Source organism: Collinsella sp. CLA-ER-H10, from assembly GCF_040092475.1.
In the GTDB taxonomy this organism is placed as follows: Bacteria; Actinomycetota; Coriobacteriia; order Coriobacteriales; family Coriobacteriaceae; genus Collinsella.
Window position 1 is genome coordinate 1 of sequence record NZ_JBBNLM010000013.1, and the last position, 13,555, is coordinate 13,555.

General features: G+C 59.9%; 12 protein-coding genes. 9 read left to right on the forward strand and 3 right to left on the reverse strand.

The window, feature by feature from the left end; translation table 11 throughout:
* Nucleotides 1-201: 201 nt before the first annotated feature.
* Complete coding sequence (gene glmS / locus AAAX36_RS06570; protein WP_161115401.1) at nucleotides 202-2,049, forward strand: glutamine--fructose-6-phosphate transaminase (isomerizing); 1,848 nt, start codon at nucleotides 202-204, stop codon at nucleotides 2,047-2,049.
* Nucleotides 2,050-2,161: 112 nt separating this feature from the next.
* Here glmS and AAAX36_RS06575 read toward each other — a convergent pair whose 3' ends face one another.
* Nucleotides 2,162-2,863 (reverse strand): GntR family transcriptional regulator, encoded by a 702-nt coding sequence (locus AAAX36_RS06575; RefSeq protein ID WP_349074756.1) that lies wholly within the window; start codon nucleotides 2,861-2,863, stop codon nucleotides 2,162-2,164.
* Nucleotides 2,864-3,056: 193 nt separating this feature from the next.
* Here AAAX36_RS06575 and AAAX36_RS06580 point away from each other — a divergent pair, with 193 nt between their 5' ends.
* The 3 genes from AAAX36_RS06580 (at nucleotide 3,057) to AAAX36_RS06590 (ending at nucleotide 6,234) form a co-directional block, all read left to right on the forward strand.
* On the forward strand, nucleotides 3,057-4,091 hold the full coding sequence (locus AAAX36_RS06580) for a YeiH family protein (protein ID WP_349074758.1): 1,035 nt from the start codon (nucleotides 3,057-3,059) through the stop codon (nucleotides 4,089-4,091).
* A 265-nt stretch (nucleotides 4,092-4,356) separates the two neighbouring features.
* Entirely contained in the window at nucleotides 4,357-5,574 is a 1,218-nt protein-coding gene (locus AAAX36_RS06585; RefSeq protein ID WP_349074760.1) for a helix-turn-helix domain-containing protein, read from the forward strand.
* Nucleotides 5,575-5,658: 84 nt separating this feature from the next.
* On the forward strand, nucleotides 5,659-6,234 hold the full coding sequence (locus AAAX36_RS06590) for a hypothetical protein (protein WP_349074761.1): 576 nt from the start codon (nucleotides 5,659-5,661) through the stop codon (nucleotides 6,232-6,234).
* Nucleotides 6,235-6,297: 63 nt separating this feature from the next.
* Here the strand turns inward: AAAX36_RS06590 and AAAX36_RS06595 are convergent, their stop codons facing one another.
* Nucleotides 6,298-6,819 carry a nitroreductase family protein gene (locus tag AAAX36_RS06595; RefSeq protein ID WP_006235630.1) on the reverse strand — a complete coding sequence of 174 codons (522 nt, stop codon included), beginning with the start codon at nucleotides 6,817-6,819 and terminating at the stop codon, nucleotides 6,298-6,300.
* Between the two features lie 294 nt (nucleotides 6,820-7,113).
* Between AAAX36_RS06595 and AAAX36_RS06600 the strand changes: the two genes are divergently transcribed.
* The 4 genes from AAAX36_RS06600 (at nucleotide 7,114) to AAAX36_RS06615 (ending at nucleotide 11,818) form a co-directional block, all read left to right on the forward strand.
* Nucleotides 7,114-7,404: a hypothetical protein gene (locus tag AAAX36_RS06600; protein WP_006235631.1), complete on the forward strand. Its 291-nt coding sequence runs from the start codon at nucleotides 7,114-7,116 to the stop codon at nucleotides 7,402-7,404.
* Between the two features lie 181 nt (nucleotides 7,405-7,585).
* Nucleotides 7,586-8,086: a MarR family winged helix-turn-helix transcriptional regulator gene (locus tag AAAX36_RS06605; protein ID WP_349074763.1), complete on the forward strand. Its 501-nt coding sequence runs from the start codon at nucleotides 7,586-7,588 to the stop codon at nucleotides 8,084-8,086.
* Nucleotides 8,086-9,810 carry an ABC transporter ATP-binding protein gene (locus AAAX36_RS06610; RefSeq protein WP_349074765.1) on the forward strand — a complete coding sequence of 575 codons (1,725 nt, stop codon included), beginning with the start codon at nucleotides 8,086-8,088 and terminating at the stop codon, nucleotides 9,808-9,810. Before AAAX36_RS06605 ends, AAAX36_RS06610 begins: the two co-directional genes overlap by 1 nt.
* Before the next feature lies 1 nt (nucleotide 9,811).
* A complete protein-coding gene (locus tag AAAX36_RS06615; protein ID WP_349074766.1) occupies nucleotides 9,812-11,818 on the forward strand; it encodes an ABC transporter ATP-binding protein in 2,007 nt (668 codons plus the stop codon).
* Nucleotides 11,819-11,927: 109 nt separating this feature from the next.
* Here AAAX36_RS06615 and cysE read toward each other — a convergent pair whose 3' ends face one another.
* Entirely contained in the window at nucleotides 11,928-12,632 is a 705-nt protein-coding gene (gene cysE, locus AAAX36_RS06620; protein ID WP_349074767.1) for a serine O-acetyltransferase, read from the reverse strand.
* 223 nt (nucleotides 12,633-12,855) lie between these two features.
* Here cysE and AAAX36_RS06625 point away from each other — a divergent pair, with 223 nt between their 5' ends.
* Entirely contained in the window at nucleotides 12,856-13,503 is a 648-nt protein-coding gene (locus tag AAAX36_RS06625; protein WP_055286255.1) for a VTT domain-containing protein, read from the forward strand.
* The last annotated feature ends 52 nt before the right edge of the window (nucleotides 13,504-13,555 follow it).

Genomic DNA, 13,555 nt, shown 5'->3' on the forward strand with positions numbered 1-13,555 from the left:
CAGAAATGGGAGGCAGTTCACAGGTGCTTTTGTGGTGGTTTGGACCGGCTGGACGTGTGTGCATCGGGTGGTATCTAAGTTGAGATACCACTTCTGGTATATCAGCTTGCGTTTGCGTGAGTACAATACTCGAACGTTATACGTCTCAGCGCCCCCTGTGCGTGGACGTCTTGCAGTCACGCGAACGAAGGGATTTATCCTATGTGCGGAATCGTCGGCTACACCGGCTCTGATATTGCAAAGAACATCCTGGTCACGGGCCTCAAGCGTATGGAGTATCGCGGCTATGACTCCTCGGGCGTCGCGCTCGAGGTGGGCGAGGGCGCCGCGGCGCACCTCGACGTCATCCGCCGCGTGGGCAAGGTCGCGGGCCTGGAGAGCGAGCTTTCCAACATCGACAGCGACGCTACCTGCGGTATCGGCCACACCCGTTGGGCCACCCACGGCAAGCCCTCCGTCGTTAACGCTCACCCCCACACCAGCTGCGACGGTCGTATCGCCATCGTCCACAACGGCATCATCGAGAACTTCGCCGAGCTGCGCGAAGAGCTGGAGGGTCGCGGCCACCACTTTAAGAGCGAGACCGATACCGAGGTCTTCGCGCATCTGATCGAAGAGGCTTATGCCGAGACGCACGACCTGATGGCCTCCGTGCGCGAGGCGTGCACCCACGTGGTCGGTGCCTATGGTCTGGCCGCCGTGTGCGCTGACGAGCCCGGCGTGATCGCCGTGGCCCGCAAGGATTCCCCGATCGTGGTCGGTGTGGGCGAAACCGGCTCCTATGTTGCTTCCGATGTCATCGCGCTCATCGACGCCACCCGCGATGTCGTGGTGCTCGAGGACGGTCAGTTTGCCAAGCTCACGCCCGCAGGCGTCGAGTACACCGACGAGGCCGGCAATGTTATCGAGCCCAAGGTCACCCACATCGACTGGGACCTGGACATGGCAGAAAAGGGCGGTTATCCCGACTTTATGCTCAAGGAAATCCACGAGCAGCCGCGCGTCGTGCGCGACACGCTGGTTGGTCGTATGACGCCGGCCGGCGAGCTCGACATTGACGAGCTGGGCCTTTCGCTCGAGGAACTCAACGATATCGACCGCGTCTACGTGATCGCTTGCGGCACCAGCTATCACGCTGGCCTCATTGCCAAGAATCTCATTGAGGGCTGGGCTCGCATCCCCACCGAGGTGGAGGCGGCCAGCGAGTTCCGCTATCGCAACCCCATCATCACGCCGACGACGCTCGTCGTGGCCGTGTCCCAGTCGGGCGAGACGGCCGACACTCTCGCCGCCATCCGCGATGCGCGCATCAAGGGTGCCAAGGTCTTCGGCATCACCAACGTGGTGGGCAGCCCCGTGGCGCGTGAGAGCGACGGCGTCATCTACACCAAGGCCAACAAGGAGATCGCGGTCGCCTCGACCAAGAGCTTCATCGGCCAGGTTGTGAGCCTGACGCTGCTGGCCCTGCTGCTGGCGCAGGTCAAGTACCGCTTGACCACCAAGCAGGCGCGCATGCTGTTCCGCGAGCTTTCCGATACGGCCGAGCAGATCCAGTGGATTTTGGATACCCAAACCGAGGCCGTTCATGAGGCCGCCCTGCTGTGCAAGGACGCGCAGTCCGCACTGTTTGTGGGTCGCGGCATGGGTGCCGCTATTTCCTACGAGGGCGCGCTCAAGCTCAAAGAGGTCAGCTACCTGCACGCCGAGGCATATGCCGCCGGTGAGATGAAGCACGGCCCCATTGCCCTGATCGACCTGGGCTTCCCTGTCATCGCTGTGGCCACCAAGAGTGCCACCTACGACAAGACCGTGTCGAACCTCATGGAGTGCAAGGCGCGCGGCGCCAAGGTCATCGTCGTTGCTACCGAGGGCGACGAGGAAATCAACAAGATTGCCGACTGCATCATTCGCGTGCCGGCCGTCCGCGACGTGTTCAGCCCCATCACGGCGAGCGTCCCGCTGCAGCTGCTTGCTCGTGAGGTAGCCATCCTGCGCGGTTGCGATGTTGACCAGCCCCGCAACCTCGCCAAGAGCGTCACGGTAGAGTAGTTGGTTCTGTCGTTCTAGCGACCAAGGCCCGGCTCCACATCAGGCGGAGCCGGGCTTTGTTGCATTTGCCCAGATAAAACCTGCCAAAATAAACCTGTCCCTATTTGGCAGGTTAGCGGAGCTTGCTGGTCTCGAAGTACTCGGGGAACTGGTCCAGGACCTCGGTCTGGTTGCGAAACATCATATGCAGGTGCTTGCTGACCAAAAAGCTCGCCTCGATAGGATCGCGACCGGCGATGGCGCGGCGGATTTGCTTGTGCTCGTTAACAGTCTCCTGATTGTCGAGCGTCTGCGTGGCGGCACGCAGCCAGCGGAATCGCTCCAGGTCGGCATTGGTCTCCTCGAGCCATGACCACACGGTGCTGCGGCACGCGATGCTAAAGATCATACGGTGCATGAGGTTGTCGCTTAAAAAGAATCCGATGCGATCCTCTTCGGTCATGGCCTTTTCCTGCAGCGCGATGGCCCGGTCGAGTTGCTCGATACCTGCCGAGGTGGCACGGGCGCAGCACTCCACAATCACCTGCTTTTCCAAGTGCTCACGAATGTAGCAGGCACTCTCGGCAAGGGTGAGGTTGATGGGCGAGACATAGGTACCGCTTTGGGGCACGGTGCGCACCAGGCCCTCTTGCGCCAGGCGCACCAGTGCTTCGCGCACAGGAGTGCGCCCCATATCCAGGTCGTCGCAAAGCTGCTTGACGCCCAGTTTTTCGCCCGGCTTGTAGTCTAGGTACACGATTTTGCGTCGAATGGTGTGGTAGGACTGGTCCTGCAGGCTCGTTTCCTGCTCGCCAACGTGCATCGATTCTTCCATAGCGCCTCGCAACTGTTCTATCACACTCATATGTCAGTTGTTAATTATGCCGCGAATCATCTTTCCGCGGTGGGTAATTCGGCTGTTGCCTGAGAACTATCGCGGCATCTTAGTCGTTGTTTACGCAAGGCTGCGCCCAATGCTGCCGTATCATAAGCCGTCGCAAACATGAAACAGAAAGAAGGAATCCCATATGCAACTGGCGAATATCGTACGCGAGCGCTGGAAGGGCGTCTTGTTCTGCCTGATTATCGCTATCCCCGCGACGCTGCTCGGCAAACAAATTGAGGTGGTCGGCGGGCCGGTGTTTGCCATCCTCTTTGGCATGGTCCTGGCGCTCGTCTTTCCCAAGAATCGTCGCGAACAGCTCGCTGCCGGCGTTACCTATACGTCCAAAAAAGTCTTGCAGTACGCGGTTATCCTGCTTGGCTTTGGCATGAACCTCTCCCAGATTCTGTCCAAGGGCGCCCAGTCGCTGCCGATTATCGTGGCGACAATCTCGACCTCGCTTGTCATCGCCTTTGTGCTCTGCCGCGTCATGAACGTACCGGGCAAGATCGCGACGCTTGTGGGTGTGGGTTCGTCGATTTGCGGCGGTTCTGCCATCGCCGCGACCGCGCCCGTCATCGATGCCGACGATCGCGAGATTGCCCAGGCTATTTCGGTCATCTTCCTGTTTAACGTTATCGCGGCGCTCGTGTTTCCGACGCTCGGCGGCATGCTTGGGCTGACCAACGAGGGCTTTGGCCTGTTTGCCGGCACCGCCATCAACGACACCTCGTCCGTAACGGCTGCGGCGAGCGCTTGGGACAGCATGCATCCCGGCGCCAATGTGCTCGAAAGCGCCACAGTGGTCAAGCTCACCAGGACGCTGGCCATCATTCCCATCACGTTGGTCCTCGCATGCTGGCAGATGCATCTGGCGCGCAAGGCCGGCGGCGACGCCAAAAGCACGTTCTCGCTTAAACGCGCGTTTCCCATGTTTGTGCTGTTCTTTGTGCTGGCGAGCGTGATCACCACGGTGTTTCAGCTTCCCGCATCCTTTACGGCTCCCATCAAGGAGCTGTCGAAGTTCTTTATCGTGATGGCCATGGCGGCTATTGGTTTTAATACCGATATCGTCGAGCTGGTCAAAAAGGGCGGCAAGCCCATCGCATTGGGCTTTTGCTGCTGGATTGGCATTGCGTGCATGAGTTTGGGAATGCAGCACGTGCTGGGAATCTGGTAGAGAAGTAGCTTATTTGCGTGCTGGTTGCCGGTGAGCGCATTCTCACGGTGGAGCGATAGGAGCTCTTGCGGGTATGGCTTGTCCGCAGGTTGATAGGTCCCGAAGAGCTCTTATCGCCCCGCCAGGATGGCGATGCGGGGCAATTCATATATTCGCAAGAAGGCGCCGCAGGCCCTATAGTGTTTGGTGAACATTATCGTTCAATTTTGAAACACTTGAGATGCCAAGCCGCAGATAAGGGCTGTGGCTGGAGACGGGGCGAACTATGGACAGCGATGCCAAGCTGCAGATTCTGATCGAGGCGTTGTCCGCAGCCGGAGCATCGGCGCTGGCAATTGACGAGCGCGGTGGCGTTGTGATTTCGACCATGACTGACGCTGCACTCGAGCAGGATGTCGTCGCTTTTGTTTCCAAGCGTCTCGCTCGCGTGGGCGATGGAGCGCGCCTGGTAATGGGCCACGAGGGCGTGCGGTTCAGCTTGACGGTGCGCCCGACGGCCCAGGAGCGCGGGGCGCTTTGGGTGGTCGTGGCGCGTGAGGTGCGCGCCGCCGCCGCACACGCGGGCATCGAGTGGCTCAATGCCGACGAAGTCGAGGCTCGTTACGAGTCGAGCGCGTACGGCATCATCGAAGACGCAGCGGCGGTCGCTGCCCCCGTACGGGAGAGCTACGCGCGCGGGATACCCCTTATGCTCGAGGGCGAGCTGGGCGCGGGGCAGGATCAGATTGCAAAACGTTTGTACCTGGATGGACCCTATGCCGATCAGCCCTTTGTGTCCGTTGCGCTCGATGAGCTTACGGATCGCGGTTGGCGCCATCTGCTCAAAAGTTCCGAATCGCCGCTATTCCAAACGGGGCTGACACTTTGCATGGGCGGCTGGCATGCCGTTGGTCCCCAGCGCCTGCGCGAGCTCGTCTCCGCAATGATCGACACGGCGCTCGCAACTCGTTGCCATGTGGTGTTGACGGCAAACGATATGCCGGGCGGCGGCGAAAGCGATCAGGCTGCTTTTGTAACCGAGCGTCTGGCCTGTGCCGTGAGTGTGGCGCCGGCGATTGCCGAGCAGGGCGGCGCGTCGGAAAAGGTTGCACGCTATCTGGAGTATCTGGCAGATATGTTTGAGACGGCAACACCTGCCTTATCGTCCGCGGCGGCAAAGACACTCGATGCCTATCGATGGCCCCGCAACTATCTACAGCTGCGCGAGGTTTCGGAACGACTTTATATATTAGTGGGGACGGGCACGGCCGAGCGGGCGGTGGCAGAAGAGGTACTTGCCCAGGAGGACGTTATCAAGACCGCGACCTTTGGTGCCCCGACGCTCGAAAGCGATTTGTATATCTTGCGGCCTCTGGTCGATACTGAGCGCGATATCGCACGGCTGGTCGTAGGCCACCTTCACGGTAACAGGACCCGAGCTGCCGAAGTGCTAGGCATAAGTCGTACGACCCTGTGGCGCCTGCTGAAGGACGACGACCGTTAAGCGAGGTTCCCGTGACCGCGTGCGGTACGTGTGTTACAGTCCAAAGCAGTATTGTTTCGATTCTGTTACGGCGTTCGGGGGCGTATGGCGGAGACTTCAAAAACAAATCGGGCTCGAAAGCCTGCGGCGCCGGTCAGCCGACGTACGACTTCGCGGACGTGGGGCAAAAGCGCCTCGGGCTTTGACGGCTCGTTCAAACGCACTAAATATGGCTATCCTTCGGCAAGCGCTCGCTTGGCCATGCAGGCCGAATCATCGCTGCGGGGCCGTAAGCGTGTGGTGGGGTCAAAGCTCAAGCACGATGGAACGCTCGGCTACATTAGCCGTGGCGCTGCTCGCCGTAGCGGCCTCAATCCCGCAGGCTGGTATCGTTACGTGCCGATCGTGGTCGTTGTTGCGGTGATTGTCATCGCGCTCGCGGCGCTTGGTTACGCCGGCGGCGGGGCCAATCTGGACGCAATGTTTAAGTCGCCCGAGCTCGCGCATGCGGGCACAGAAGTTGTCGAGGGCGTTCAGACCCAGACGGGCGTCGCGCCCCAGCGCGGTATCGTTGCGGCGGCCTCCACCATTGCCGATGCGCAAAAGGACGAGGACGAACAAGACGACGGCGCCGAAACGACTCACACGAACGAAACGACGACAACGGCGACGTCAATATAAGTTGCGAGTGGGGTAGCTAAAATAGCCCCGTCCCAAATTAGCCACCCCGCTGACGCTCCTGGGTTACCTTACGTAGATGATGTTGTCGCGGCGGGGTTTGGGCTCGGGTAGCGTGTCCTCGGCGTAGCCAAGAATGCAGTTACCGACACCGCGCAGACTGCCGTCGGCGGGCAGGCCCCAGCTGGCCAGCAGCTCCAGGCCCTCGGGCGAGTCAAAGACCTCATGCGCGCGGTGAATCCAGCACGAATCGACACCCAGCGCATAAGCGGCGTTGAGCAAGTTGCCCATGGCGAGCGAGCCGTCTTCCAGATGTGTGGGCACGCTGCGGTCAACCAGCACCACCACAACGGTCTTGGCGCCATAGAAGGGGTCGCTGTTGCTGCCCATGACTTGCGCGTTGAGCTGCGAGAGACGCTCGACGGTCGCGGGGTCGGTGACGGCGACAAACGTCACCGGCTGGCGGCCCATGCCGCTCGGTGCATATTGGCCGGCTTCGATAATACGTGCAAGCTTTTCGGCCTCGACGGGACGATCGCTGTAGTTGCGGCAGCTGCGGCGGTGAATGAGTGCTTCGATAGTCTCCATGGTGTCTCCTTGCGGTGGCGTTGCAGATGCCCCCTTCATACCCGCCGGGCTTAAACGATAGACGGTCAATTGCCCGGCCAAAAGGATAGATTCCAATTGGGAAAGTAGGTTTGCATAAAAGTACCTTCAGAATGTGACAAACAAATGGGATGGTTAAACGTTTTATCCCGTCTACCCTGCGGTTTTTTACCACTTGCCTAAATGACGAACGCATAACCTCTGATAAAGGTTTTACTAAAGGAGCACCAACGTTTATCAATGCGCCGTGGTGGCGCCGGGCCAGGAGGTAACATCATGTTCCAGGCTGGAGATGTCGTCGAGACCGATTTCGAAGGATTTCTGAAGCTGCTGCGTTCCAAGACGCGCGCTTTCGTGTCGATCAACGATCACGAGTACTACATCACGCACACCGATGGCTATTGGCGTGTTCAGGATTGCGAGGCCCTCAACGACAAGGGCCACTTTACTGACTGCTCCGAGCTGGTCAACACGGTCTGCGAGGTCGTCGAGCTGCCGTGGATTGCCGGCAAAAGCCTGCATGACAGCTTCTCGGGTGCTACGGTCTATGAGGCCGTCGCCGCTTAACAGGCAATAAAACCCGATTTTCACGTGACCGCTGGCGCCGCCCCCGCGCCGGCGGTCTTTTTCTGCCGATAGGCCATAAAAGTGCACGCATTTGCGGAGAGGCTGTTGACGATAGTCAAAACTCGGACTAATCTAGAGACATAAAATTGGTCAAAAATCGGACAATCGAATGGTGGGATAGATGAATGGTGCGGTTAAACTGGTCGACTTCGACCGGTTGCTCAATGGACTCGACCATATCTATTCGGAGTTCTCGCGCGCCTGCGGCCTTTCGGACTGCGCCTATTGGATGCTCGTCGACACCAGCACGGCGGGCGGCAGTATTGCCGTAAGCCGTCTGACAAGCGAATGGTTCTACAGCAAGCAGACCATCAACTCGGCAATTAAAACCTTGACGGCGCGGGGCTTCGCAACGTTGGAGTTTGCCGAAGGCAGTCGTAAGAACAAGGTTGTGAGCCTGACCGAAGAGGGCAGGCGATTTGCCGAGCGTTATGCGCTGCCGGCACTCAAGGCCGAGCAGCGAGCCTTTGGCGCGCTTGAGCCATGTGAGCAGCGCGAGATTATGCGCTTGATCGGCAAATTCTCTCAGGTGCTCGGCGATGAGTGCGATGCCTTTAAGCAGCATATCGCTGCCGAGAGCCAAGCCGAGAATCAAGGTGAGGGGGAGTCGTGCGACTGTTAATGAGGTTTCTAAAGCCCTATCGAGGGCTTGTCGCAGTGACGCTGCTGGTGCTGCTGGTGGATAACGTCGGTACGCTGTTGGTTCCCACGATGCTGGCGAACATGGTCAACACCGGTATTACCACGGGCGATATCGACTACATTTTACGCAACGGCCTATACATGTTTATCGCGACCAGCATGGCTAGCGGCGGCACGGTGCTGGGCTGCTATCTTTCGGCGCGCCTGGCCGCCAACGTGGCTTGCGATATCCGCAATGCCGTGTACGACAAATCGCTCGAGCTCGCGGCCAGCGATTTTGAGCGCTTTGGCACCGGATCGATGATCACGCGCTCGCTCAACGACATCAACGTGATTCAGCAGGCGATTCTGCAGACGATTCAGCTGGTGCTACCCGTGCCGTTTTTGGCTGTGGCGGGCATCATCTTCGCCTGGTTTATCGATCCCGCCATGGGCACGCTTCTGGGCGTAGTCGTTGCGATTGTGCTGGTGGCGGCGGTCTTTACGGTTGCCAACGCGGCGCCGATTTTTATGCGCCTACAGGGCTTTATCGACCGCATGAACGTGGTGCTGCGCGAGAATATTGTGGGCGTGCGCGTCATCCGTGCGTTTAACAAGGAGCGCCACGAGGAACGGCGCCTGGACGAGGTGTTTAGCGAATACGCCGCCAACGCCATCAAAGTCAACCACCTGTTTGTGGGCCTCGACAGCTCAAGCTTCTTTTTGATGAACATCGCCGAGGTGGCGGTGCTGTGGGTTGGCGGCAACCGCGTGGGCGCCCATGCGATGCAGATCGCGAGCATCTCTGCGGTGCTCGAGTACGCAATCCTGATTCTGTTCTTTGTGATGATGGCGCAGATGGTGGTGCTGACGCTTCCGCGTGCTGCCGCGTGCCTGAACCGTGCGCAGCAGGTGTTGGAGATTGAGCCGAGCATCGTCGATGGCGAGCGCACGCTGGACGACGGGGCGCGCGAGCCCCAAGACGAAGCCGATGCGGTGGCCGTGTTCGACCACATGTCGTTTCGCTTTGACGATGCCGACGAGGACACCCTGTGCGACCTGAGCTTTGCCTGCCGTCGCGGTCAGACGACTGCGATCGTTGGCTCGACAGGCTCGGGCAAATCGACGGTGGCAAAGCTTCTGCTGCGCTTCCACGATGCCACCAAGGGCTCCATTCGCCTGAATGGTGTGGACCTGCGCGAGCTTATGCAAGACGAAATCCGCGGGCGCATTGCCTATGTGCCGCAGAAGGCGTGGCTGTTCTCGGGCACTGTGGCAAGCAATCTGCGCTTTGGCAACGAAGACGCGACTGAGGCCGACATGCTTCATGCGCTCCAGGTTGCCCAGAGCACCTTTGTGCTCGATCAGCCGCAGGGGATCGATACCCCGGTGGCGCAGGGCGGTACGAACTTTTCGGGCGGCCAGCGCCAGCGTTTGGCAATCGCCCGTGCGCTCATGAAGCATGCCGATCTATATATCTTCGATGACAGTTTTTCGGCCCTGGACTTTAAGACCGATGCCGCCCTGCGTCATGCGTTGCAAGACGAGACGCGTGACGCTGCGGTGCTCATCATCGCGCAGCGCATCTCGACCATTCTGCATGCCGACCAGATCGTGGTGCTCAAGGATGGCGAGGTTGTGGGTCTGGGCACGCATGGCGAGCTTATGGAAACCTGCGAGGTGTACCGCGCCATCGCGGAATCGCAGATGAAGGGAGGTGAGTAGCATGACCGAGGAGCTCAAGAAGCAGGGCGGCGTTGATGACGCCGCTGCCGCGGGACTGGTCGAGGAAACGGCTGCCGCGTCGACCGAGCTGGATGACGCCGCCAAGGCTGCGGCCGAGCGCGAGGCTCGCCGCCAAGCGCTCTACGAGGAAAACGAACGTGCCGAGGACGAGCGCGCCCGCGCCGAGGCAGAGCGTATGCGCGACGTGGACGACGAAGACGAGGACGAGACGCCTCGGGATACCTGGGCGACGGTGCGCCGCCTGTGGAGTGAGGCTGCCGGCGACCATTGGCGCTTCTATATCGTGTTCGCGAGCATTGTGTTCTATGTCATCTTTAACACTGCCGCGCCGGCATATAGCGCCCGCGTGATCGATGAGCTGTGGGGCCACATTCAGGTAGCGTTTGTCAACAACGCCACCTTCAGCATCACCTGGGAGAACTGTGGCAGGACTATCTTCATCTACTTTTTGATTTGGACGGCCGCCGCTTCGTTCTACGCGCTCCAGAGCTTTTTGATGTCGAGCGTGGCCGAACGCCTCAACCTGTGCCTGCGCAACCGCATCGCGCAAAAGCTCAACCGTCTGCCGCTCGCCTATTTTGACGCGCATCGTCCCGGCGAGGTCGTCAGCCGCGCGACCAACGACCTGGACAAGATGTCCGAGAGCATGCAGCGCGGATTGCTGCAGCTGCTCGTGTCGATCGGCACGGTTGTTGGTGCTGTGAGCGTGATGTTCGTGTTCAGCGTGCAGCTTACGCTCGTCTTTCTGTTCTTTACGGCACTGTCGCTGCTGGTGACGAAGGTCGTCTCGCGCCGCACACACGATGTGACGGGCGAGCGCCAGGAGTGGGTGTCCAAGATTACGAGTGCGGTCGAGGAAGGCTATTCGGGCCGTCTGGTGATCCGCGCGTTTAACCGCGAACGTCAGAGCTCCGCTGAGGTGCACGAGGCTTCGAAGGAATTGGCTCGTGTGAGCACCAAGGCCGACTTTATGATCAATGCTGTCGGCCCCGCGGTGCGCTTTATCGGCCGTTTGGCGCAGATCGTTATTGCGCTGGTGGGCTGCAGCATGCTGGTTGCCGGTCACATGACCGTCGGCGTGTTCCAGGCGTTCTTCCAGTTTATCTACGAGGCGTCCGAACCCATGACGCAGCTGTCGTTTACCTTCAACTCGCTGCAGAGCGCGTTGGCGAGTGCGGAGCGCGTGTTCGACCTGCTCGATGAGCCCGAGATGGAGGCCGATCCGCTGCCGGACAAGGCCGCCAAGCTGCCGGGTCGCGTGGAGGGCCGCGTCTCCTTTGAGCACGTGCGCTTTGGTTATTCGCCCGACAAGCTGCTTATGCGCGACGTGTCGTTTACCGCCGAGCCGGGCCAGAAGATTGCCGTGGTGGGAACCACGGGCGCAGGCAAGACGACGCTCATCAACCTGCTCATGCGCTTCTACGAGATTGACGGCGGGCGTATTACGCTCGACGGCGTGGATACGAGCCGCATGGATCGCGGCGAGCTACGGCAGCAGTTTGGCATGGTGCTGCAGGACGCCTGGCTGTTCGATGGCACGATTGCCGAAAACATCGCCTACGGCTGCCCCGAGGCAACGCGCGACGAAATTGTGGCCGCGGCTCGTGCCGCGCAGGTCGACTTCTTTGTGCGCACCATGCCGCAGGGCTACGACACGCGCGTGGCCAACGATGCCGAAAGCATCAGCCAGGGCCAGCGTCAGCTGCTGACCATCGCACGCGTGCTGCTCAACAACCCGGCGATTCTCATCCTGGACGAGGCGACCTCAAGCGTGGACACGCGTACCGAGCTTGCCATCGGCCGTGCCATGGATGCGCTTATGCGCGGGCGCACGAGCTTTGTGATCGCACACCGCCTGTCGACGATTGTGGATGCCGACCTGATCTTGGTCATGGATCACGGCAACATTATCGAGCAGGGCACGCATAAGGAGCTGCTGGCTGCCGAGGGTGCCTACGCCGACCTCTATCTGAGCCAGTTCGCATAATGTGACAAAGGGACAGTCCCGCATGTCACATCACAAATAAGGCGCGCCGGGGGTGAATCCTCTGGCGCGCCTTTGCGTTGGCGTCAATGTTGTCGGTGGTCGTCCGCCTCTAGCGTTCGTCCGCGAGCTTGGCGATGAGGGCTTTGAGCTCGGCCACCTCTCGCTCGAGCTCTTTGACGCGGCGGGCGTTCTCGGTGATGCCCTGGCGGTTGAGCGCGGACTGCTCGGCGGCGTCGTCGGGCATGTACTCGCGATGCTGCTTGGCATCGAAGCTCTCCTCGAACACGCGGCAGCCGTTGCGCTTGATGATGCGTCCCGGCACGCCCACGACGGTGCAGTTGTCGGGCACGTCCTTGACGACAACCGAGTTGCCGCCGATCTTGACGTTGTTGCCGATGCGAATGTTGCCGAGCACCTTGGCGCCCGTGCCCACGGTGACGTTATCGCCGAGCGTTGGGTGGCGTTTGCCGGTCTCGTTGCCGGTGCCGCCGAGCGTAACGCCCTGGTAAAGCACACAGTTGTCGCCCACGACGGTGGTTTCGCCGATGACGACGCCCATGGCGTGGTCGATAAAGAAGTGTTTGCCGATCTGCGCGGCGGGATGAATCTCGACGCCGGTGATGTGGCGGGTGATTTGCGAGAGCACGCGGGCGAGCGAGCGATGACCGTGCTCCCAGAGCCAATGCTCGGGCACGTGGTTCCACTTGGCGTGCAGGCCAGGATAGGAAAGGAAGATGACTAGACCGTTTTGCGCGGCGGGATCCTGCGCTTGGACGGTCTTGATGTCCTCGCGAATGGTACTGATAAAGCTCACCGGCCGCCCTCCCTTAGCGCCATGGCAATGCGATTCAATAAAGTATAGCGATTCGCTAGGGATTAGGAAGGACAATCTTGGCGGCATTGCGCGACAGGTGTCAGTTATGCAAACTTGCTGGTAATGGAGTCATGCTTTTGTGGGGTTGCGCACGAGGGGGCACCGCAACCGTATACTGGTCAACTTGGACGTATCCGCGCCCACAACTGAGAGGTTTTACTTCATGGGTTTCATCAATTTTATTGCCGAGCTGCTTAAGGACCCGCGCACCGCGATTGCCAGCTGGATCGCCGCCGGCCCGCTTATGGCCTACGGCTGCGTGTTCCTGATCATCTTTATCGAGACGGGCGTGGTGTTCTTCCCGTTCCTTCCCGGTGATTCGCTGCTGTTCGCCTCGGGTTTCTTTGCCCACAATGGCGGCTTTAACATTGTGGCGCTTCTGGCCACCGCATGGGCCGCTGCCATTTTGGGCGATCAGTGCAACTTTATGATCGGTCACTTCTTTGGCAAAAAGATCATCGCTTCGGGCAAGGTCAAGGCCATGACGCCCGAGCGCATTAAAAAGTCCGAGGACTTCTTGGACAAGTGGGGTCACCTGGCCATCTTCCTGGGTCGCTTCTTCCCGTTTATCCGCACCTTTGTGCCCTTTATCGCTGGCATGGGCGGCATGCACTGGCGCAACTTTGTCGTCTTTAACGTGCTGGGCGGCATTACCTGGTCGACGGTCTTTACGCTGCTGGGCTACTTCTTTGGCGGCATTCCCTTTGTGCAGGAGCACTTTGAGCTGCTGATTGTCGGCATCGTTGCCGTGTCGATCATCCCGACCGTGGTCGGTCTGGTCAAGGCTAAGCTGGGCAAAAAGAACGCGTAGCTCGAGCCAGCGCGCAAGCCGTGCCGTTGAGGCCCGTCACCGCTTACGGTGG